The 21,083-nt window shown below is 40.2% G+C and carries 16 protein-coding genes; 1 reads left to right on the top strand and 15 read right to left on the bottom strand.

Annotated elements, in window-relative coordinates:
- Nucleotides 1-100: 100 nt before the first annotated feature.
- Genes DK187_RS20295 through tssB form a run of 15 tightly spaced genes read right to left on the bottom strand, consistent with a single transcriptional unit; the run spans nt 101 to nt 19,990 of the window.
- Nucleotides 101-778 carry a type VI secretion system ImpA family N-terminal domain-containing protein gene (locus DK187_RS20295; RefSeq protein ID WP_111609123.1) on the bottom strand — a complete coding sequence of 226 codons (678 nt, stop codon included), beginning with the start codon at nt 776-778 and terminating at the stop codon, nt 101-103.
- Between the two features lie 48 nt (nt 779-826).
- A complete protein-coding gene (gene tssM, locus DK187_RS20290; protein WP_111609122.1) occupies nt 827-4,375 on the bottom strand; it encodes a type VI secretion system membrane subunit TssM in 3,549 nt (1,182 codons plus the stop codon).
- Nucleotides 4,376-4,389: 14 nt separating this feature from the next.
- Nucleotides 4,390-5,799, bottom strand: coding sequence for a type VI secretion system protein TssA (tssA, locus tag DK187_RS20285; protein WP_111609121.1), 1,410 nt, complete (start codon nt 5,797-5,799; stop codon nt 4,390-4,392).
- Between the two features lie 10 nt (nt 5,800-5,809).
- Nucleotides 5,810-6,436 (bottom strand): type VI secretion system-associated protein VasI, encoded by a 627-nt coding sequence (gene vasI / locus DK187_RS20280; RefSeq protein ID WP_111609120.1) that lies wholly within the window; start codon nt 6,434-6,436, stop codon nt 5,810-5,812.
- Complete coding sequence (locus DK187_RS20275; protein ID WP_111609119.1) at nt 6,429-7,979, bottom strand: sigma-54 interaction domain-containing protein; 1,551 nt, start codon at nt 7,977-7,979, stop codon at nt 6,429-6,431. The genes vasI and DK187_RS20275 overlap by 8 nt, the downstream gene beginning before the upstream one ends.
- Nucleotides 7,980-7,981: 2 nt before the next feature.
- Entirely contained in the window at nt 7,982-10,600 is a 2,619-nt protein-coding gene (gene tssH / locus DK187_RS20270) for a type VI secretion system ATPase TssH (RefSeq protein WP_111609118.1), read from the bottom strand.
- Nucleotides 10,601-10,655: 55 nt separating this feature from the next.
- Nucleotides 10,656-11,432, bottom strand: a complete 777-nt coding sequence (gene icmH, locus DK187_RS20265) for a type IVB secretion system protein IcmH/DotU (RefSeq protein ID WP_111609117.1) — start codon at nt 11,430-11,432, stop codon at nt 10,656-10,658.
- Nucleotides 11,433-11,434: 2 nt separating this feature from the next.
- The gene (tssK, locus tag DK187_RS20260) at nt 11,435-12,769 is read right to left on the bottom strand and encodes a type VI secretion system baseplate subunit TssK (protein ID WP_111609116.1); all 1,335 of its coding nucleotides are present in this window, start codon (nt 12,767-12,769) and stop codon (nt 11,435-11,437) included.
- 2 nt (nt 12,770-12,771) lie between these two features.
- Entirely contained in the window at nt 12,772-13,263 is a 492-nt protein-coding gene (gene tssJ / locus DK187_RS20255) for a type VI secretion system lipoprotein TssJ (RefSeq protein ID WP_111609115.1), read from the bottom strand.
- On the bottom strand, nt 13,253-14,764 hold the full coding sequence (tagH, locus tag DK187_RS20250) for a type VI secretion system-associated FHA domain protein TagH (RefSeq protein ID WP_111609114.1): 1,512 nt from the start codon (nt 14,762-14,764) through the stop codon (nt 13,253-13,255). The genes tssJ and tagH overlap by 11 nt, the downstream gene beginning before the upstream one ends.
- A gap of 2 nt (nt 14,765-14,766) precedes the next feature.
- Entirely contained in the window at nt 14,767-15,780 is a 1,014-nt protein-coding gene (gene tssG / locus DK187_RS20245; RefSeq protein ID WP_111609113.1) for a type VI secretion system baseplate subunit TssG, read from the bottom strand.
- The gene (gene tssF / locus DK187_RS20240; RefSeq protein WP_111609112.1) at nt 15,744-17,510 is read right to left on the bottom strand and encodes a type VI secretion system baseplate subunit TssF; all 1,767 of its coding nucleotides are present in this window, start codon (nt 17,508-17,510) and stop codon (nt 15,744-15,746) included. Before tssF ends, tssG begins: the two co-directional genes overlap by 37 nt.
- Before the next feature lie 2 nt (nt 17,511-17,512).
- The gene (gene tssE, locus DK187_RS20235) at nt 17,513-17,950 is read right to left on the bottom strand and encodes a type VI secretion system baseplate subunit TssE (RefSeq protein WP_111609111.1); all 438 of its coding nucleotides are present in this window, start codon (nt 17,948-17,950) and stop codon (nt 17,513-17,515) included.
- 4 nt (nt 17,951-17,954) lie between these two features.
- Nucleotides 17,955-19,436, bottom strand: a complete 1,482-nt coding sequence (tssC, locus tag DK187_RS20230) for a type VI secretion system contractile sheath large subunit (protein WP_111609110.1) — start codon at nt 19,434-19,436, stop codon at nt 17,955-17,957.
- A 53-nt stretch (nt 19,437-19,489) separates the two neighbouring features.
- Entirely contained in the window at nt 19,490-19,990 is a 501-nt protein-coding gene (gene tssB, locus DK187_RS20225) for a type VI secretion system contractile sheath small subunit (protein WP_111609109.1), read from the bottom strand.
- Between the two features lie 658 nt (nt 19,991-20,648).
- Here tssB and DK187_RS20220 point away from each other — a divergent pair.
- A complete protein-coding gene (locus DK187_RS20220; RefSeq protein ID WP_111609108.1) occupies nt 20,649-20,936 on the top strand; it encodes a type VI secretion system PAAR protein in 288 nt (95 codons plus the stop codon).
- Nucleotides 20,937-21,083: the final 147 nt, after the last annotated feature.

Raw genomic sequence — 21,083 nt, 5'->3', positions numbered from 1 at the left:
CTTTACCAGCGAGCAAAACTTCGCTTGAGATCAGGCGAAAAGTCGCCCAGTGAGCAAGAGTTTGCTTCAATCTAAAAGCAGACCTCTTATTTGCTCAATATCATCTTGGCAAATACGTCATGACAACAAAGGTGAACGCGGCACTGATCAGACTCGCTGCCACAACCAATACAGTATCATTCCATGAAAACTTCGATAGCTCTTCTACCACTCGCTCCTGCACTTTTTCACTACGATGGTATCGCATTTCAAGACGCTCTATATGCTGCAGCAGTTGCAGCGCAACCTCTTCAAAGGAGCCTTCGTGCATTTCCTGCTGGCTACCTAAAACATCGTCTAATATTTGGCATTCACGCTCACAACGGTATAAGTCTCGTAACGCGTCATAGCTAGGTTGCAACTTGCCAACATCACCAATGATTTCTTTTTTAATCCAACCCACTAATCCTTTATTTAACTTATGCTGTTTTAAATCATTAACACCTTGGTTTAATAACGCGGAATTAATTAACGCTAAGCCATTAGCAAACCCGCGGAAACCTTGGGTTTTGAACGCCGCCACGGTGAAGTAACTGGCCATAATTAAGTCTATACCTACCGCTTCTGCAAGTGACTCTGCATCGGTATAAACCTCTCCCCAATCAAAGCGACTTTTAGGCAGGGCGGCTCTTCGATTAATACTGTCTTTAATAGCACAGTAGCGTTCTTCATCCCGAATCTGACTAGAATCAGACTCTATATAAAAAAGTTTATTCTCAATATAAATTACATGTTTCATACGGTCATAATGATAGATGTAAGGGGAGGCAAGGCCTCCCCTTACTGATTAATACAAGGTTTCAGACAGCTCGAAATTTTTAAATAAGCGCTGAGTAAACGGATTAGAGGTGGTTGCATTGATTTTGACTTCCATATCACCATCATCAACCGTAAATTGATAAGTCACACTGGTGTCACTAGCACCAACCACTTTGGCAATGTCCAGTAGACGATAAAGCGCCCATGGACCTTCGGTAGAAATACTACGAGGCGACTCATTTGCCTCAGTTGGTACTAGGGTTACTTTAGAGGTCGTATTATCTCTAAGCGTATTTGGCCAAATAACTTCTACATTATTTCTTGGTCCATGGCTGTAGGATAAATATTGACCATCGATATTCAACACACCTCTTCGTTTGTTAGCCGTTAATCGAATAGGCTCTACCCCAAAGCTAACATCCAATATGCCTTTTCTATTGAAGAAAGCATCTTGAATTAACCTCGCTTTTTCAAGCTGATTTAACACATCCTCTCGGATGAGTGACTTTTCTTGATGACCGCCACTGATATTTGAATTTTCATCTATGAACATTTTCAGCTGGTCATTATAGAATCGATCTAATAGGCCATTCGGCGCAAAGAAGGCCTCAAAGTCTTGCAATGAAACATCACGGCTAGATCTTGGATCAAATGGGTAACGTCCAGCGAACTTTTGCTCATAGACTTTATAGATATCGTCACGCCATCTCACTTCCAAATAATGTATTGCTTCTTGCTTAATGACATACCAGCTTTCATCCGCAAGCTTGGTCATCATAGAATCCAATGGTTTTGGAAGCCCTGTTGCCACCCTAGAAAGGGTATAAATGGGGTCTACACTATTAAGAGAGTTACGAGATTTAATGGTCTCTAACGCCGCTCGGCCCATATCTGGTGCATCCTGAATAGCCGTTATATAAGCTCTTAACTGTTCAATAGATAATAAAAGTTCATCAATATAAGCTGGCTGGTCATTATTCGCTTCAACAATGCTATTAAGCCCTGCAAACGGTGCATTCAACCTTGATGCAAGATTATAACTGACACTTTTCAGCATCTCTTCACGAACTTCACCATCTTCCGGTATTTCGGGAAACAGCTTCGTATTGTCCCTTAAGGTTGTGAGTAATCGCTGTAAAGGTTTCCCGTTACCCGTTAAATTATCCAGCACATCGACCGCTTCACTGATGTTCGAAAAATTCTTAATATCAATTTCGTTTAAAACACTGCGCCACGTATTTGTGTAATCAGCCACATAGGAATCTCTAATTTTTTCCTTCAGTGCCTGTTTATCCGCTTTACTAAATTGCGCGGTATCATTTTGCCCTAATACCCAGCTATCAATCAGTGCTAAGTCGGACACAGATTCAGACTGTGGCAAGAAGTAGTTTTTAAACCCTTCTTTAGACAGTACTTTAGGCACATTCAGCTTATCACTGCCTATTTCTCTTTCCGCAAATACTAAGTTAAACGCAGGCCCAACCAAAGTTCGAACATTGATATCTGCGCCTAACGCTGTTTGCGCTGACTGTTTTAAGTTCCTGTAAACACGCTGATCGATGGCTAAAGAGCCTAGCCCTTCCTGTGTTTGTGCGATTAGCTTATCGTAAGGGCGCAATACTTTATCGGCATTTTTATCCCCAGCAAGGCGCGCTGCATAAAGGTCCGTATGCTGTAGTGCATATTCTAAATGCTGTAAAAGCTTATCTTGAATGGCTTTATTTCCAGAAAATTTAACCTGCCACTTTCGTGAGAAGTAATTCAGCACAAATTCATCATAACGGCCATTTTTATCGACTAGCATTCGATAGACTCTCAATATAGAGAGCTTATTTTCGTCCGTTTCTGCGTTTTTAAGGTCCGCCACTAGCTCCATCATTAGAGATGGCAGATAGCGATACTCAAGCAGGTTCAAGTAGGTCATTTCTACCTGAGGCCCAATAGCATGACCTTGGTACAAACCTAAATCTGAAATGTATCTTGGTTTATCCCTAAAAAAGCCAAACTCTAGAGTCGCATCACGAATAGTATTCAAAGGTGGCAAAATGTCATTTTGAGAAATCAATTCCATATCAGAAGAGTATTCTTCCATATAGAGATTCACTTTGTTTAATACCGCATCGGCTTGTTCTATGTTTTTCAAATAATAACGATGCCATGAGCCAATAAGAATCAAGGATATGATGACGCAGGAAACCGTGCTCAACACCATAATGCGTTTTTTCTGTTTACTGACTCGAAAGTTATCCGATGCCAGCCCAGCTTCTGGATAAATAACGTTATTAAACAGATTCTTGGTGAAATACATGGTTGAGTTTTTGGCATTTTGTGCACTGTTTATTGCATGCGTCAGGCCATAACGTCTCGATGAGGCATCATCAAATGCATTCGTAGGGACACCTTGTTGATAAACAGAGGTGAAGTACACACCTCGAACTAAGGCTGAAGTAGAAAATTGATCACTGCTTAATGCATCTTGGAAAAATACGGATAAGATATCTTTTAACCCACTTATTTGCCTTGTAAAGCTATAAACGGCATTACGGTCTTCATCACTAATATTCTTTGACACAGTATGAGGTAAAATTGCATTGACGCGATTGATAAACTCTTCATATTCCGAATCAAACTCAGACATCCAGTTATCATGATCGTCAACGGAAGAAAGAGAGAAGGTGAAACCGAGCACCTCTTCTCTTTGTTCTTTTGTATAATTCTTGAAGAAGGGTTCAAAACCATACAGTAAATCTAGCTTGGTTAGGGTCACATACACAGGCAAGCGAGTGGACAAGGTTTCCATGAGTTCACGGATACGTGACCTTAAAATAGCAGCAAAAGCCTTTCTTTCATAAATTGTAGAGGTCGCTAACTTCGACACGTCCAATGCCAACACAATACCATTCAGGGGACGACGACTGCGCGTTCGCTCCAGCCAATGTATGAAATGTTCCCATAAGCGTTTTTCCATTACGCCATTACTAGTAGGATCAGAAACATTCTTACCTTGTGTTAACAATTCACCATCGGGATCAATTAATACAGAGGTGTCACCAACCCACCAATCAAAAGAATAAGCATTCTTACTCCCCTCACCAGATGATTTTAGAATGGATGAGAAAGTGAAATCCTGACCAGATCGGTTAATTAGGCTAGTTTTACCTGCATTTTCCAGCCCCATGACAAGATACCAAGGCAAAGCATAAAGATAATTACGCTTATTAAGGCTGCTTTCCATGTTAGCCATCACCTTGTTTAATTCAGCCTCTTGGTTTTCTTCTGCTGCCTTAACAGGGTCTTCTCTAAGCGCTTCTTCTCGCTGCAGTTCGTTATGATATGCATTAAGCTTTCGCCATTGAAATAGCCCCCATGCCGCCAAACAGGCAAGAGAAAATATTATCATCGTTAATAAACGAGCGCTTATAGAAGCCAAAGGCGCTTCTTCGTTTATTACCAACCATGGGCCTGTCAACCAAATAGCAAGATTGATTAGGACGACTATTAGTAACGTTAAAAACGGCAATGCAGCAACAAGGCTGGGTACGAGTTTTTTTAATAGGCCAACTAAAGGTTTGAACATGAACTATCCTTGGTTTATTTGACTGTAATGTGCTTCTTTACTCTCTTGAGTAAAGAGGGTTCCCATTCAGAAACCGACATTGACTGAACTTGTGTGTGTAATTGTTGAAACTGCTGCTGGGCTAAATCATTTAATTTATTTTCTTCCAATAATTCCGTAGATATGAGGCGCCAATAATAGTTATCCCTTGGCTCCACAGCGTTACTAATCCCTTCATTGATCATGGACAAAGCGGCACCAATACCCTCTTTAGCAACCAAATCAACGGCTATTTTTTTTCTCTCTGCCCAGCTATTGCCAGATAGATTTGACGCTTCCAAATCGGTTTCATTAACTTGCTCTAACCAAGCCTGGCAAGTAGCAGTTATGAATGCTTCTCCCTCTTTAAAAGTGAAATCGTAAAGTGGAGGAAAACGCTGAAGAAACCGCTGCGTTTCCGCTAAAATTGCTTGAGCACTCTCTGTGTAGCCTAACTTTTCAGCAATTTGAAAACTTAAAAACTGACCGTCAAACCAATAAGGCGCAACAGTAAGAGTCGCTTCCACTCGCTTCCACAAAGCAACATCTGGCTTATCTAATGAGCTCCAATATTCTTTCACTCGCTCTTGCGGCAAAGCATTGATCAAGGTTTGCTTATTCACATTATCTGGCAGTGTCGTAATGGATGACCAAACAGCATATCGTCGAATACGGATCGCTAATTCAACGCTATTTTCATTTTCCGAAAGAAAATCAGCCACTTTTAGTAGCGTTTGTTTGGTACTTTTTGCAGAGCTGTTATCCACTTCAATCGCTGGTTTAGATGACAACTCTTCCGCTTGTTTAGGCTCTGCCTGCGATTGCGCCTTCTCCTCTGTCTCTAAGCGTTTCTTTTCAGAGTTTTGTAGCTTTCTATTAATGACGTCAATGACGGTTTCCACATTCTCTGAATCAAGCTCTTTTTCCTTAACAACGTCATGCCAAAAGGTATTGGCTGCGCTTAGATTGTCTCTTTCTACTGAATTGAAGTCGGCAAAATCTAACTTATCTAGGGCAAGGCCAAAGCGCTGAATAATTTGACCAAGAAACTTGCGTCTCGGTAAATTCCCTTTCTTACCTGCAAAAGGAAAACATATCTCCCAATACTCAGACATAAAATCGGCTAAAACAAAAATGGATAAAGCCAAACTGTCTGGTGTATTTTTATTATGTAAACATTGAAAAAAGTACGTCAGTAGTTTTAGATCCTTAGTTTTCTTGCTAAGTAATTCAATTAATGATTTTTCCGCCTTATCCCACTGAACTGAGCCATGGGATAAAGAGCCAACCTTCATCATCTGATCATCAACAAATTCATAAAGCGGATCATGAACAGCATTTTCTCCGACTGGCTGGTCTACAGATATAGGCTCACGAATCGCTGTTCGAATAACATTAATATCCATGCTCAAATCCTTACCAGCCACACTGTTCTCGTAGTGGTTTTATGGTGTCATTTAGCGTCTTTGTGTCGAATTGAAGTCCATCGATCGATGGGTTATTGGAACGAACAACCAAGTTAGGGGACGAAAGAATGCTTTTTATTTGATTAATGGCGATAAAACCTCGCCCTGATGCAATCAAAAAACCAGTATCATCACTGCGCCACAATTGAGACGATGAACCGCCAAGGGCTATATCGACTCGACCATCTTCAAGTGCCTCAGGCAAAGCCATTTCAAGCCGACTAATCCCGCTGATACAGCTGAACATCAACGCAGGAAACAGAGCTTCGTTCTCTTTGTTTGAAGCTGGAATCGTGATCCATCTATCATCACCATCCAGAGTTAACATTGGGTCATTGTTACCAACACGAGCCATCTCACTCGCTTTCGCTCGTAACCACGCATCCGGTTTATCACTGATTACAGGTATGTGAACAGGTGTTGAAAAAACCTTATCAAAGCATGTTAATCTGGCAAAATTCATCGTCTCTTGCGTACAACGTGTCGCTTTCTCCAATAACTCATTGTCATTATTTTTGGCAAAAGCCTGGGTCGATACTTGGCAAAAAATAACAAGTAAAAGCAAATATCTAATCATTAATGGATATCTCCAATTTCACACACTTATCAGCCAAGGTTCTTTTGGGAATTCCCAAACTCTCAGCCGTCCTCCCTCTATCTCCATCAAACTCACGCAACCTAGAAGCGATGATGTTGGACTCATATTCTCTGACCGCAACTTTAAGATCACGAATGTCAGACAGCTCAACAACCGCTCGATTTTTAGGCTCTGTTTCACCAAAGCTACCAATGTCGCTATCCAATTTTATTTGGATATGAGCTAACTCTATCTGCTCGCCGTCTTGCGTCTGAGCACCGCCGTATTCAATAAGGTGCTTCAATTCACGAACATTTCCGGGAAAGTCGTAATCCAGTAAGCAATCCAACGCTTTGTAATGAAGACCTCGTACGCTGCATTTATGTTTTGCGTTATATTGCTCAACAAAATACGCACTGAGTCTCTCTATGTCTGATGTTCGATCTTTTAATCGAGGTAAAGTAATCGGGTATTGATATAAGCGGTAATACAAATCCTTGCGGAATTTATTGTTCAGTACCTGCTCTTTTAAATTTAAATGGGTAGCAACCACCAACCTAAAATTGGAATCTAGCTCTTTTTCAGAGCCTACTGGGCGATATTTATGGGACTCTAATACTCTTAATAATTTAGCTTGCAGAGCTAAGGGCATATCACCTATTTCATCCAGAAATAAAGTGCCACCGTCAGCATCGGCTAATAACCCTTTTTTGCTTTTATCCGCGCCAGAAAAGGCTCCTTTGACGTAGCCAAACAGCTCGCTCTCCAGCAAATGCTCAGGAATAGCGGCACAGTTGATGGCAACAAAGCTCGCTTTACTACGTGAAGACAAATCGTGTACGGCGCGTGAAACAAGTTCTTTGCCTGTTCCGGTCTCTCCTTGGATCATCACCGAAAGACGAGAGGAAGCCGCAATAGCTACCTGCTCACGTAACGACTTCATAACCTCACTCTGACCTATTAGCACGTTGGCAAGGCCATCCAGTAGGTGGTTTTTTATCTTGCCTTGCTCCACTTCAATCAATGATTGTGACAGCAACTGCGACTTCCTTTTCTTTGCTTCCATTTCATTAATAAGTTGTAAATGATTTGCACAAACAGACAACAGATCTAAAAAGTTTTCATCGCTGTCCATGTCATGTTTCGAGTAACTGTCTATCTTAAGCACCAAAATAGCCTGAAGCTGCCCATCTTTTGAAAGCATTGGCAAAATAACGACTTTCACCGAATCATCGGTACAGCCGATCAAATCACTAAAACCATCATTTGATAGCCAATAAAGCAATTCACTGTTCCGCAATGCCATCGCTTTGCCTGAATGAATAACATGGGCAAATGGGTTATCAAAATCAGAGACAGACCAATTCAGTTGACGACTATCGCCCATGCCGCATTCTACAAAACGGCCATCGGCAGAAGGCGTTAATAAATAAACGCCTCTGCAACCCAACTCGGTATCAAGCAGCTGCGTAAATTTAGACAGCAGCTGAGCGGAGCTACGAATAACAACCAACTCAGTTGCAGACTTAAGCCAATTATTCATTACTATTCGATCTCACCAACGAATTCCCCATCTTCTACCGTCATGTAGATTCGAGATACCGGTTGCTGCTCCGCCAATCGATTTAAAAGAGCCAGTGAAATTGGTGGCAATACCTGACCTTCTATAATCGCTTCTAACATTCGAGCGCCATTTTCTGAACGCGTTGCACGATTCAAAATCTCTTGAACCAATGTTGGATCAATCTCGACTTCCGCTGCGTAGCGCTTGTGCAACACATTTTCCAAGAAAGACAATTTGCCAAGCACAATTTTTTCTAATACTTCTTTATTGAGCGGCAAATACGGCACAATTTCCATCCGAGCCAACAGAGCAGGCTTAAAGAATGGCACCAACTCAGGATAAAGCTTGGATTCAATTTCTTTTGGTGTATCCACATTATCTACGATGGTTTGATAGCCAAGGTTCGACGTTAAGAAGAAGAGAATATTCTGACAATCAATTAATCGACCTTCTCCGTCTGCCAACTCCCCTTTATCAAAGGCTTGATAGAATAAATTCAACACTTCTGGGTGTGCTTTTTCCACTTCATCCAAAAGCACAACGGAATATGGCTTCTTACGAATTGCTTCTGTCAGCACACCGCCTTCACCAAAGCCCACATAGCCTGGAGGTGAGCCAATTAATCGAGAAACGGTGTGTTTCTCTTGGTACTCGGACATATTAATGGTGGTTAGGAATTGCTTACCGCCATACAGTTCTTCAGCCAACTGGATAACCGTTTCAGTTTTACCCACACCACTTGGGCCAACTAATAAGAAAGCCCCTTTTGGACGACCTGGTCGTCTAAGATCCGCTCTAGAAGTCAATAAGTGTCTATGAACACATTCAATAGCGACATCTTGACCTTTGATCTTGGCACTTAAAATTTCAGGTAAATGGGTGATTTTATGCAGCTCATCGGAATTCATTTGATCAATCGGTACACCGGTCCAATCGGAAATCACTTCTGCAATTTGTTGTGCGTTAACTTCTGGGTACATCAAACGCTCGTTGCGTGGAATCGCTTCAAGCTCTTGATAGCTGCTGGTAAGTTGTTCACGAAGTTCATCAAGCTCATCAGCGCTTAACGCTTCATCACCATTCACTGGGTTACGTAGAATAGACTGACGAAGATCGATAATTTTTTCGACTATCGTTTTTTGAGTTGACCAGTTTCTGAGCAAAGCTTCCTTCTCCGTTTCAGCTTGAGCTTCTAAATCAATAAGGCTCTCTAGATAGTCGTTATCAACAGGCTGCCCAATCGATGCTTGTCGTTTCAGCATGTCGATTTCACGTTGACGTGTGCAGCATTGATTTTCTAGCTGACCTAAAACTTTAGGCGGTGTGGATATATTAATGGCAATACGCGCACAGGCCGTATCAAGAACATCAATGGCTTTATCAGGCAGCTGTCGCCCAGACAAATAGCGGGCAGACAATTCAGAAGACGCTTTCAGGGCATCATCATGGATGAGCACGCCGTGCGCTTTTTCGTAGACATGGTGCAAACCACGCATAATATCAACGGATTGGCTAACGGATGGCTCTTCCACCTTAACCAGCTGGAAGCGTCTAGTGAGTGCGGGATCTTTCTCGAAGTATTTCTTGTACTCTTTCCAAGTGGTTGCTGCAATCGTAGACAACTCACCACGGGCCAGAGCAGGCTTTAATAGGTTAGCCGCATCACTGCCACCCTCTTGGTTTCCAGAACCGATTAACGTGTGCGCTTCATCAATGAATAAAATGATAGAAACAGGTGAGGATTTGATTTCATCAATAATACCTTTAAGGCGTTTTTCAAATTCCCCTTTAATCGATGCTCCGGCTTGCAGAAGACCTAAATCCAAAGAGTGAATCTCTACATTCGACAGCTTATCCGGCACATTCCCGGCGACAATCCTTAATGCTAGCCCTTCAACAACCGCGCTTTTACCAACGCCAGCCTCACCCACAACAATAGGGTTGTTCTTTCTACGGCGACAGAGAATATCGACCATAAGATTCAATTCATCTTCACGACAAAGCACTGGATCGAGCTCATCATTCTTCGCTTGCAAGGTCACATTGGTACAAAACTTACCCAGCGCAGAGTTGCCTGTCGCTGTTTGTTGAGAAGATTTATCTTGTGAATCATGCACCGGATGATCCGATTCAGAGGATGTCTCTAACACAAAATCAAAATTCTTACGGATGGCTTCTTTATTGATCTTTTCAAAGAGCGAAATCATTTCAAAAGAGTAATAACGATCTGGGTGAATAAGGGAGGCAAGTAAAATAGCACCAGATCGTAATTCTGTTTGGTTTAGCTCTGTTGAAGATAACAGCCAAGCTTCCTGCAAAAGCTCAACTAACAACGGAGAAAATGCTGGATAGGTATCAAGCGTTGTTGATCTTGGATAGCTTTTTGAGATAGCAGATTGAACATCATCCTTGCTCAACTTGACGTGTTCAAGAATAACGCACACATCAGACATAGGGTTTTCAAGTAAAACGCTTAAAAAATGCTCTATACTGACTTCGTGGTGCTGTCGTTCAATACATAATGCCGCAGCTTGTTCCAAAGCAAGTTTGCTCTGTGAGTTTAATTTAGAGATCAGTGTGGACAGTTCAATTCTAATCACGTTATTCCCTTATTCCTTGTGATGGTGTTAATAAATAAAATATAAGGCGAAGTTGTTATTGCAGTATTTGATTTAGCTGTTCAAGTACACTTGACGATTTAGAGTTCAATAAAAATAGGTAACCACAAAAGGTTAATCCCCAAAATGCCGCAAAAAAAGCAAAAACAGACCAAACCGGAAGTTGTCGACTTAACTTATATCGAGTATTTACAACATGATCATTATTTGAAGTCAGTCTTAAAGGCTCTTCGTCGTTATCTCTGTTTAACACAGAGTGAAGACTACTAATTACTTTCTCTCTTTCTTCTTTGCCGTTATTTAAAACTTTAAATTTTCCTTCGAAGCCTAAAACAAGGCAGTAATATATAAATTCAAGTAAATCTTTATAGCGACTAGGGTCTTTTTCCAATCTAGACAAAATTGAAAAAACTTTTTCACCACCCCAAGTTTCATTGTGGAATCGAGATAACATTGAGTATTCGGCCCACACAGATGCGCCTCCCCATCTCGTTCCCATTACCGCTTCATCTAAAAAAGCGCATAATATATAGCGATATGCCATTAGCACTGAATGCTCATAATTCTTATCAGACAATTCCATCTCTATGATGTTTATTTCTTCGATCGTCTGTTTATATATCTCTTCAATATTTTCGCATTCGCTTAAGGACTTAACTCGTAATGACAACCCAAAAAACGTGGTTGCTGAATCAATTAACGGATTATTATTGTGGCCTTTTATTTGGAACCAATAATCCTTATCCTCATTTATTTTCTCGGCTTCATCAAACAGTAAATCATCATATTTACCGATAACACCATTAGTAGCCATAATTAGTCCCTTATCGCCCAAAATTGTAAATCTAAGCCTTCAAAAGCACCCGCGACATGGAAAGCAAAACCGGATGAGTTTTCTAGCATTCTCCAAGCATCACTTGTTTTATCTAATTGATAATATGTGTAGCCTGAATAATATGGGAGCTGTCTTGGTGCGACTGGTAAAGGTAAAACAGGTATACCTGGCAACTGATGAGAAATTAAATCTCTAATTCTTTCTACTGAAGACACTTTTGTCTGTTGAATAAATAGATTTCGTAGCTCATCTAACGGCATATTCGCTTTGACAGCCAAAATAAAGTCAGCACTTTCTATTAATTGAGTGTCATGAATTGGAGCAACCATTAGCCCGTATTTACGTTGATGCAATTGAACGGAGACCGCTCTTGGCTCTAGAACAACACTTAAGCTTTGACGTAAATATTTAATAACCTGCCAAAAAGGATCACTTGGTAAGTCATGGTTATAGCCTTTGAAATCTGGAGATAAACGGCTTTCATCCGTAAATGTAGACAGTTCGCCGCAAATAGATGCTAGCGCTTCATATAAGCGCTCAGGATGCAGCCTCTTTAAGTTAACAAGATGTTGAAGAATAGGCTGCAACCTATTTAAGGCCTGAAGCAACATAAAGTCAGATACATCCGCAATAGCACCTTGTCCTGATGCTCCTAAACGCACAGCGATGCCTTTCGCCCTTTCTTTCATCAAACCAGCTAACTCATTAATGCACCTATGCAACTGGGGATTACAGTTAACATCTAGATGACAAGGTATAAAATCTGGCTCCAAAACAATGCTGCCATCTTGTCGCTTCTCACGAATTTGCGCGATGGCTATAGAGGCATAAGCACTGCGATCATCTTTTTCAAACATTAACCTAAGACGCATAGAGGCAAGATCTATGACCGCGGTATCACCATCTAAGGACTGAGTATCCTTCACTTCTTGACGGTGGCTAGCGTATCTTCCGGTCCCTTTTTCATTAGGCCAATCAATCTCTAACAAAGACTCATTTTTTAGAGGTATTGCCAGATATATCGTCTGACCCGTTAAAGTCGCATCATTTATTTCAAGAGCATCTGGAAGCATGTCATCCTGAGGAATACGAAAAACTGTGCCATCTGGCATCACACCAACCGCACTATCGATCGCTATTCTTCCAAAAGACAGGTACTCAGGGTTAATAGACAGCTGGGATATTCCATACAAATAACTACTAACAGACTGCACTCGTTCGTTTAAACTGTATTCATTATATCTCTGCTGCTGCTGAAAGTGCTGAGGCTTAATAAATAGTCCTTCATTCCAAATCACTCTGTTCCTAGAAATCATAACTATTCAACCTTTTCCAATTTTATCTCATAACCATTAAAATACATCAGTAAATGATACACTCTTCCACGGTTTAAAATTTTAACCGCTTTTTTCCAGTCACTTTTATCTGGCTCAGCGAACTTAGCAACAACACCGATATAATTTGTCTCAGGATCTATTTCAAAATCGCCAACAAATTTAAACTGTTCTGGAGTAAGAACATAATCATAAGTTTTAATAAAATTATTCTTCAGCGCCTCTTCATAATCTTTATTAATCATATCGAAATCAGCAGACATCAGCATAGAGTCATCAACCAATTCATACACCTGAATTTCAACAGGCGCCGCCACGCCAGACTCCCCAGCGTTAACATCCTTACCGGCAAACAAACTAAAAGTAACCCGCGTTAGCTGCTCTGAAGGATCAACGGTCGGTGAAGAACTACAGCCAGCTAAAAACACCACCAACAAAAATGGTGTCAATACTGTTAACCAGCGATTATTCAGCATGCTTCTCACGTAATTTCTTATCATAAGACTGCTCAAATATTTCCCAAAATAATTTCTCAAAGCCTTTCTGGCGATTTGAGGTTAACTCTTTGTAATAATTTTCATACATTTCCCATGCCCATGATTTATCATCGTCACTACTTTTTCCATCGCGGTTATAACGGCTAAATCGTTTTAATAATGCGTCGGGGGATAATGCATGCAAGATTTGCCCTAGAGCAATATTAGTTGCATATTGAACAGCCTCATTATGAATACTTATCATTTTAAGACTTTCTTCAACTGAGGATGTTGCAGACAAGTGCACAGCGCTTTTGTTTTCATCGAACATAGTACGAATCGTATCTTCGTAGGAAAGGCCAAGCTTAAGAGGGTTATCTTCTATAGGCTGTAGACTTCTATGCATCATTCCATATCGGCTATCTTTTACTTGAGAATGCAGTTCAAGCAAACCTTGCACACACACTCGTAGGGTACTTCCAATTTCAGCGGACAATGCTTGCATTTCCTCTACACTGGAATGGCTTCCGATAGATACTTCAAGTCCTGACATTAAAGGCCCTGCAAGTACGTGATTATTCTCGTAGTGACCGCTGTCATACTGTATTTTATTCTGCGAACTCGACTTTGCTGTATCTTCTTTGCTGTAGGTTTTTCCCACTTCCTGCTCGAGCAGGTCTAAAACATTATCGTCCATTGCATGTGTCTCCATTACTTGTATTTCACTTTTTTTCTCACTCTCTTTTTCGCTGTGGAAAATCGATTTAGAAAAAAACTTCTTTAATTTTTGAGCTTTACTTTCCTTTTCACTCAAGGAAGCATTGCGTCGTATGTCATTAAGCCCAAAAGCAGCGCTTATATCATTATCTGTGTCGGCCTGAACGGTAAATTTCGATGAAAAATTACTACTATGATTTGAAACAGGGTTAATAAAATCTTCATAAATTTCATCTGAAAGAGATGCGTCATCTATTAGACTTTCTTCCTCTTCTGAGCCTTTTTTACTATCAAGCATGACAATAGGATCTAGCTCAGTTACACGTTTAGTAATTTTTTCAAAATCATCATTATCAAATTCGTCAGTATCAGAACCATCAATCAAACTATTTTTTTTATTTAAAAAAAACTGTTCAAGTGAATGACTGCTTTCTTTTAACTCAGACTCTCTATCTAAAAATACACGAACCTCATATTCGCCAATTTTTATTTCATCTTCATCATTAAGCCGAGCTAAATTATTAACCCCTAAAGGCATACTTGATGAATTAACGTATGTTTTGCCACAAAGGTCTTTTACACAAAAAGAATCATCAATAAAAACGATTTCACAATGAAAAGGGTGAATTGATTGGCCTCTATCTTTAAGATGCCAATCTACCTCTAAGGCAGAACCAATTACGCCACCGCTCTTTTCAAAAGACACTTTCGCCAAAAGCCCTGCTTCAAGCGACCGTACATTTGCAACAATAAAGTTAGCGACTCGTTGAGTGATGTTATCCATGACTATTGCCTTACCTGTATGACTACTTTTTTCATCTCTTTTGGCTCACCTAAAAACGATGTCCATCCTAACGACACACTACCGTTGCCCAATGACATAGCAGAGCCTTCATCTTTTTTTAAAACCAGCTCAAGGTCATAAGCCATCTGCTCTCTCAAAGTGAACTCAACCAACTTACATAAAGGCAGAAATTCCCGGCCGCTAGGCAAAAAATCAGCAAATCGCTCTTTGTCTAAGCCTCTAATTTCTATAGCAAACTTACCCTTAATATCGTTGACAGCATCACCTAAAACAGTTTCTCGACCTAATCCACAGTTTTGCATACCTAATTGCATCTTTTGTTCTGGATGAATAGGCACTTTGCGCTTAACCCACTGCCGTATTGACACTTCCGGCAAATCAAAACAATGGGAAATAATCCCCTCAACAACCTGAGGAGAGCGGCTCCGTCCAGCCAAGGTCCCTGAATAAGCCAGCATTTTGCACCAGTTTATCGGGGTATCGCCTCTCATCTCCTCATCAGCCAATCCGACTAAAGCAAATAATTGGCTTGAGAATTTATCCTTTGCTTCATTTTGAAAGCGGATATAATGACGGTATTTTCTCCATATTTGATAAACAAGTGAGATAAGCCGATTATTAAAAAAATCTAAAAACTGACGCTTTAAACCAAACTCATCCTCTGTTACCAATTGTTCAAGCATAAAACCCGGTAATGGAGACTGCGAACCGGTCAATCCAAAAAAATTCGTTTCTAGCTGTAATCGATTACCTTCCAAAAGCGTTAAAGAAGAAACATCTGTTGGAGAAAAACCTAAACTTGGATTCGCACTAAATACTAATCTACACTTCGATTCCCAATCACTCTCTTCTGGATCTTGCTCAACAAGCTGATATAACAGCTCTACCAATTGATAGAAATTAAATTTCTCTACATCACTTGGGAATATATCTTGGGCACTGGAAGAGGCGATATACTCTAAATCAGCGGTTGCATCCCTTCCTGAAGTCCCCACGTATATGCCTCTTTATTGCTTGAATTAATAACGACCAATTCATGAAAAGAATTGATACTTGCGTATAAAGAAAAAAACTTACTTAAAACCGTGCCAAACAAAAACAACTCGCCTTCAGAACCAAAAGCAGCTTGATCTAGCGTTATTGTTGATTTAAGACCTCTTATCGGCATTCCGTATATTAATTTATCCGTCGGCATTGACTCGATCTTAAGAATGCCACTTAACCTTAATTTAGACACCCGCTCAGCCTGACGATCGACTAATGCCTTAAAATCATAAGCACGTAGCACGGAACAAAGAGCATCTTTGGATAATAGAGATAAATAATTTAGCGATAAATTGGATATAAGAGTCCAAAGTAAACTACCATCTAAAACAGGTCTTAATGGCGGCGATGGTATGGTTATATTTTCAAACGTCGCAAATGTTGGAGACGTGTCTGTCGGCTCACTAATATCGCCTACGCCAAGCTCAAGAGGAAGCTGCCTATTAGTACACGTCAGCTTTATAGATACGGCTTCATCAAAATTATAAACAGATGATTCATCGCCTCTAATAAATGAAATGAAACTATCAAAACCATCATTTCTAATACTGTCTTTTACACGAGCTCTGTAATAGAGAGACTCTCGATGTCTAGCTCGTTCCACTTCATGCTGAAAACTCTCAAATGAAGAATAAACACGCTTAGCACCTCTAGCATGATTACCATTACTACTATTCTGCCACCCAGCCACTTCATCAATACTAAATACTTCAAAATGAGCCGGTGAGGTACTGGATGGTATTATTCTATATTCAGTCTTACGACCCGTTAGATCGACAGGATCAGCATCGTGTTCGAACAAGTTAACAACTGGAGCACAATAAAGCTGAAACATCTCCTTTCTAACTTTTACACCTGGCTCGAAGGTTTTATTAAAAACCATCTTAATACTGAATTCACCAGAGACATTGTTAGGTATGGCACTAGACAACCCCTTTAGATCAAAAAAATAAAAACCTTCAGAAAATGTCAAATATTCTTGCAGAATACGATAGCCATCGTAAACATTTTTAGGGTACGGAAGTAGACCATCACCACTTTCAAAACCAACCAGTGAAAAAACGTCTTTTGGCAGTTTAAACTCAACACCACCTACCTCTATGACGATTTTTTCTAAATAATGATTCAGCCATAAATAGGTCATTTCAGCACTATATTTATCACCGCCCAAATAGAATCTAAGCGTATCAAGCTTGATGTCATCAACGGTTAAATCTCCGTCAATTTTCATCGACAAATTAATCGTACTAGCTTCCCTAGTATGCTGAGTAGAAACATCAACACAATCTAAAGGGTAAATAGATACATCACGGCATGTTCTAAAATGACATATTGTTCCAAATACTGGTTGACTATCTAATTGAACACCCGAAGGAATAACATGCTTTACACTGACATTATCCTCAGGCTTAAACTTCACAATACTCATACTTGGTACAGGCCTTAAATAGTTAGGCCAAAGCATATTGATGATGGAGTGTGTTAATTCAGGAAATTCATCTTCAATTTTTTCTCTTAAACGACCTGTTAAAAAAGCGAAACCTTCTAACAATCGCTCAACATCAGGATCCGTATTTCGCCCATGCAAGAAACGGGAAAGCTGAGGGTGAATCTCAGTAAATTGCTTTCCCTGCTCACGTAAAAAAGTCAGCTCTTCTCTAAAATACTTATCTTGGCTCACAGCTAATACACTCTATATTTACGATCATTGCCAAGTATTAGATTTATCTCTACTTTGTCATGAAGAGCGGCACTGTTAATGCCAGCGTTAATATGAAAACATAAACCCAAAGGGTTATCTGGATCCGTAACCGTTTTAATTTGCAAGTTACACAACCTAGGTTCATATGCAGTCAAACACTTCTGAACCGCCAACTTCACTTTTAAAGATAAATCCATAGCCCCCAAAGAAGCATCATTAAAGTCTATCAGTCCTAGGTTAGGGGCGGATTGCGCCTCCCCTAACCTAGTATTCAAAACGTTAGCAACGTTTAACTTTATTGAGTTAAGAACATCTATAGAGTCAGGCCCCTGAGACAAAGAAATAGGACCAGCATTAACTGTCAGCCTTTCAAGAAAGCCAACTCCAAATACACTATTTTCATCTACTAGATAGCTCATACTTTTATGCTTGATCTAGACGGCCAACAAGTGAAAGTTCGAAGTTCGCACCCATATATTTAAAGTGAGGACGAACAGACAAAGACACTTGATACCAACCTGGATTTCCTTCCACATCAGACACTGCTATTTTTGCACCGCGAAGTGGACGACGACTACGTACATCAGCAGGAGGATTTTCTTGATCGGCAACGTATTGCTTGATCCAGCCATTCAATTCACGCTCAAGATCGCCGCGCTCTTTCCATGCACCAATCTGCTCACGCTGCAACACTTTAACGTAATGCGCTAGTCGGTTAATGATCATCATGTAAGGCAGCTGAGTACTGAGGCGGTAGTTCGTTTCAGCTTCTTTACCTTCTTTCGTATTTGGGAAAATCTTAGGCTTCTGAACAGAGTTTGCAGAGAAAAAAGCAGCATTATCACTACCTTTACGCATGGTCAATGCGATGAAACCTTCTTCGGCTAATTCGAATTCTTTTCTATCAGTCACCAACACTTCAGTTGGAATTTTTGCCTGTAATTCCCCCATGGACTCAAACACATGAACCGGCAAATCTTCTACTGCACCACCACTCTGCGGACCAATAATATTTGGGCACCAGCGGTATTTAGCAAAGCTGTCAGTTAAACGAGAAGCAAAGGCAAAAGCGGTATTCCCCCAAAGATAACTACTATGTGACTGGCTCACATCTTCTTGATAGTTAAAAGATTTAATCGGATTTTCGATTGGGTCATACGGAACACGCAATAGGAAACGCGGCGCAGTTAAACCAATATAACGAGCATCTTCTGATTCACGAAGAGCACGCCATTTAGCATATTTCGGCCCTTCAAAAATAGAACTTAGATCTTTAAGATTCGGAAGCTCTTCAAAAGACTCAATGCCAAAAAACTCAGGACCAACACTTGAGATAAATGGCGCATGAGACATTGCACCTAGAGCACCCATATACTGAAGCAATTTCATATCTGGAGTAGATGGAGTGAAAGCAAAGTTACCAATAATAGCACCCGTTGGCTCTCCGCCGAACTGGCCATAACCAGAGGAGTAAACATGCTTATAAAGACCACTTTGAGTCGTTTCAGGAGCAAATTCAAAATCCTCTAGCAACTCAGCTTTTGTCACATGAATTAATTCAATTTTGTTGTTCTCTCTAAAGTCAGTACGATCAACAAGCAACTTTAACCCACGCCAAGCTGACTCCATCTGCTGCACAGATTCATCATGTAGTATTTCATTCATTTGACTACTGATTTTTCTGTCCAGTTCAACAAGCATTTGGTCAACTAGAGTCTTATTAACTGGCTCCTCAGTTTTATTAGACTGAAGCAAGTTCTCGATAAAGGCCGCAACACCTTTCTTCGCAACATCATAACCCTCTTCATTAGGAGCTATGCGAGTTTGCGCCATTATTTCATCAAGTAGATTTCCACTACCCTGACTGATAGAACTTCCTTCTACCGCAATATCATTTGTAGACATATTTGTATCCCTGCTAGTAATTTCTTAACTTAGTGCACTGATCATTGAACTAATTAATTAGACTCATTTTCATGGGCAAGATTTAGCTCAGCCAATAATTGATCACGGCTTTCATCTGATGCTAGCAAACCTTGAAGACTGTTTCTGAAAGCCGGAATATTTCCTAGCGGCCCTTTAAGTGCCACCAAAGCCTCTCTTAATTCTATTAATTTTTTCAACTCAGGAACCTGTGAGGCAATTGAGTCAGGGGAGAAATCATTAATCCCATTAAAAGCAAGATCGACAGCTAAATCACCGCCACCCTCTTCGTCAAGCTTATTACTAACAGTGGTTTGAAGACGTAAATTGCTTTCGCGCATTACTGATTCAAAATTAGATTTATCGATAGAAATGCTTTTTCTATCTTCAAGGGGCGTATCTTCTGAATGCCCCTTAAAATCGCCAACAACCAAAGTTTTAAGAGGCAACTCAACCTCAGATTGAGCATCACCAGTAGCAGGAATATACTTAATATTAATCCGCTCTTTCGGCGCCACACTTCCTTCTTTTGACATATTGTCCTCCATCAAACTACTTCATAAAAAAACTTAAGCATCATCAGCTTCTGGCAACCAGCCTAAAACCAACCACTCAAGCGACAAATACCCGACATCGAAAATTATTTTCAATCAAGAAAACCATCTAAAAATCAAAAACACAAAGCGAGTATTTTGCTTTAAATCTAAAAGCACAAAGAAGAATTACAAAAAGAAAAAACATAGAAATGAAAAAATAAGGCAAGAAATACCAAAAAATAACTTCCATTTACTTAGCAAAAATCAAAAAACCATTAAAAATGGCATCATCAAAAAAAGCTAACTCAAATCCTTTTTCTAAAACTTCAAGGCACTTTTAAAATATAACTATCTAACTACAAATACATTTTTTTACATTTATTAACGCGAAGCCTACAGAGAGAAAGAAAACAATTCAACAAAATAAAAAGCAAATTTAATGTAAGCTTTATGTAAATAATCTACACCAACCTCTTCTAAAATAAAAATAATTACTTTTAAAACAATAACTTACAAGATACACCTAAAGTCACACAAAGATAAAAGTTGAAAAGAAATAAATCAGAATATATTGTAATAAACATATAAAATTTGATTACCAGTAAAGAAATATCCACACAAAAAATAGGGTTCAATTCATTATTTCAAGGAGAACACCATGCCAAGCGCAGTGAAAGTTGGCGACACAGGAACGGATCACGACGGTTTCCCACCCACCCCAGTGACAGCTGGCTCACCGAATGTAAAATATGATGGTAGCCCTGCTGCACGCGTCGGTGACCCACTAGAGCCACACGACAAACCCAAAAACCCACCCCACCCGAGAGCCATTGCAGCTGGATCCTCTTCAGTCTTCATCAATGGAAAACCAGCCGCCGTAACTGGTGGCGCCGTTGATTGTGGTGGTGTTGTGATGGGTAGCGCCTCAGTCAACATTGGCGGCTAACTCTCAAAAAAACCTTCCACCCCACCTAGCGAGCAACCCCTTGCTCGCTAGGCGATTTTTCGCTCGATTTTAAGCAAATTATTGCCCGAGCGCACACCAAAAAAACCGTAACTATTTGAATTTAATAGATATTTAAAATTGGCATTC

Origin of the sequence: Marinomonas arctica (assembly GCF_003259225.1) — a bacterium.
GTDB classification, from domain to species: domain Bacteria; phylum Pseudomonadota; class Gammaproteobacteria; order Pseudomonadales; family Marinomonadaceae; genus Marinomonas; species Marinomonas arctica.
The sequence above is the reverse complement of the archived record's forward strand: the minus strand, read 5'-3'. Positions and strand labels throughout refer to the sequence as shown.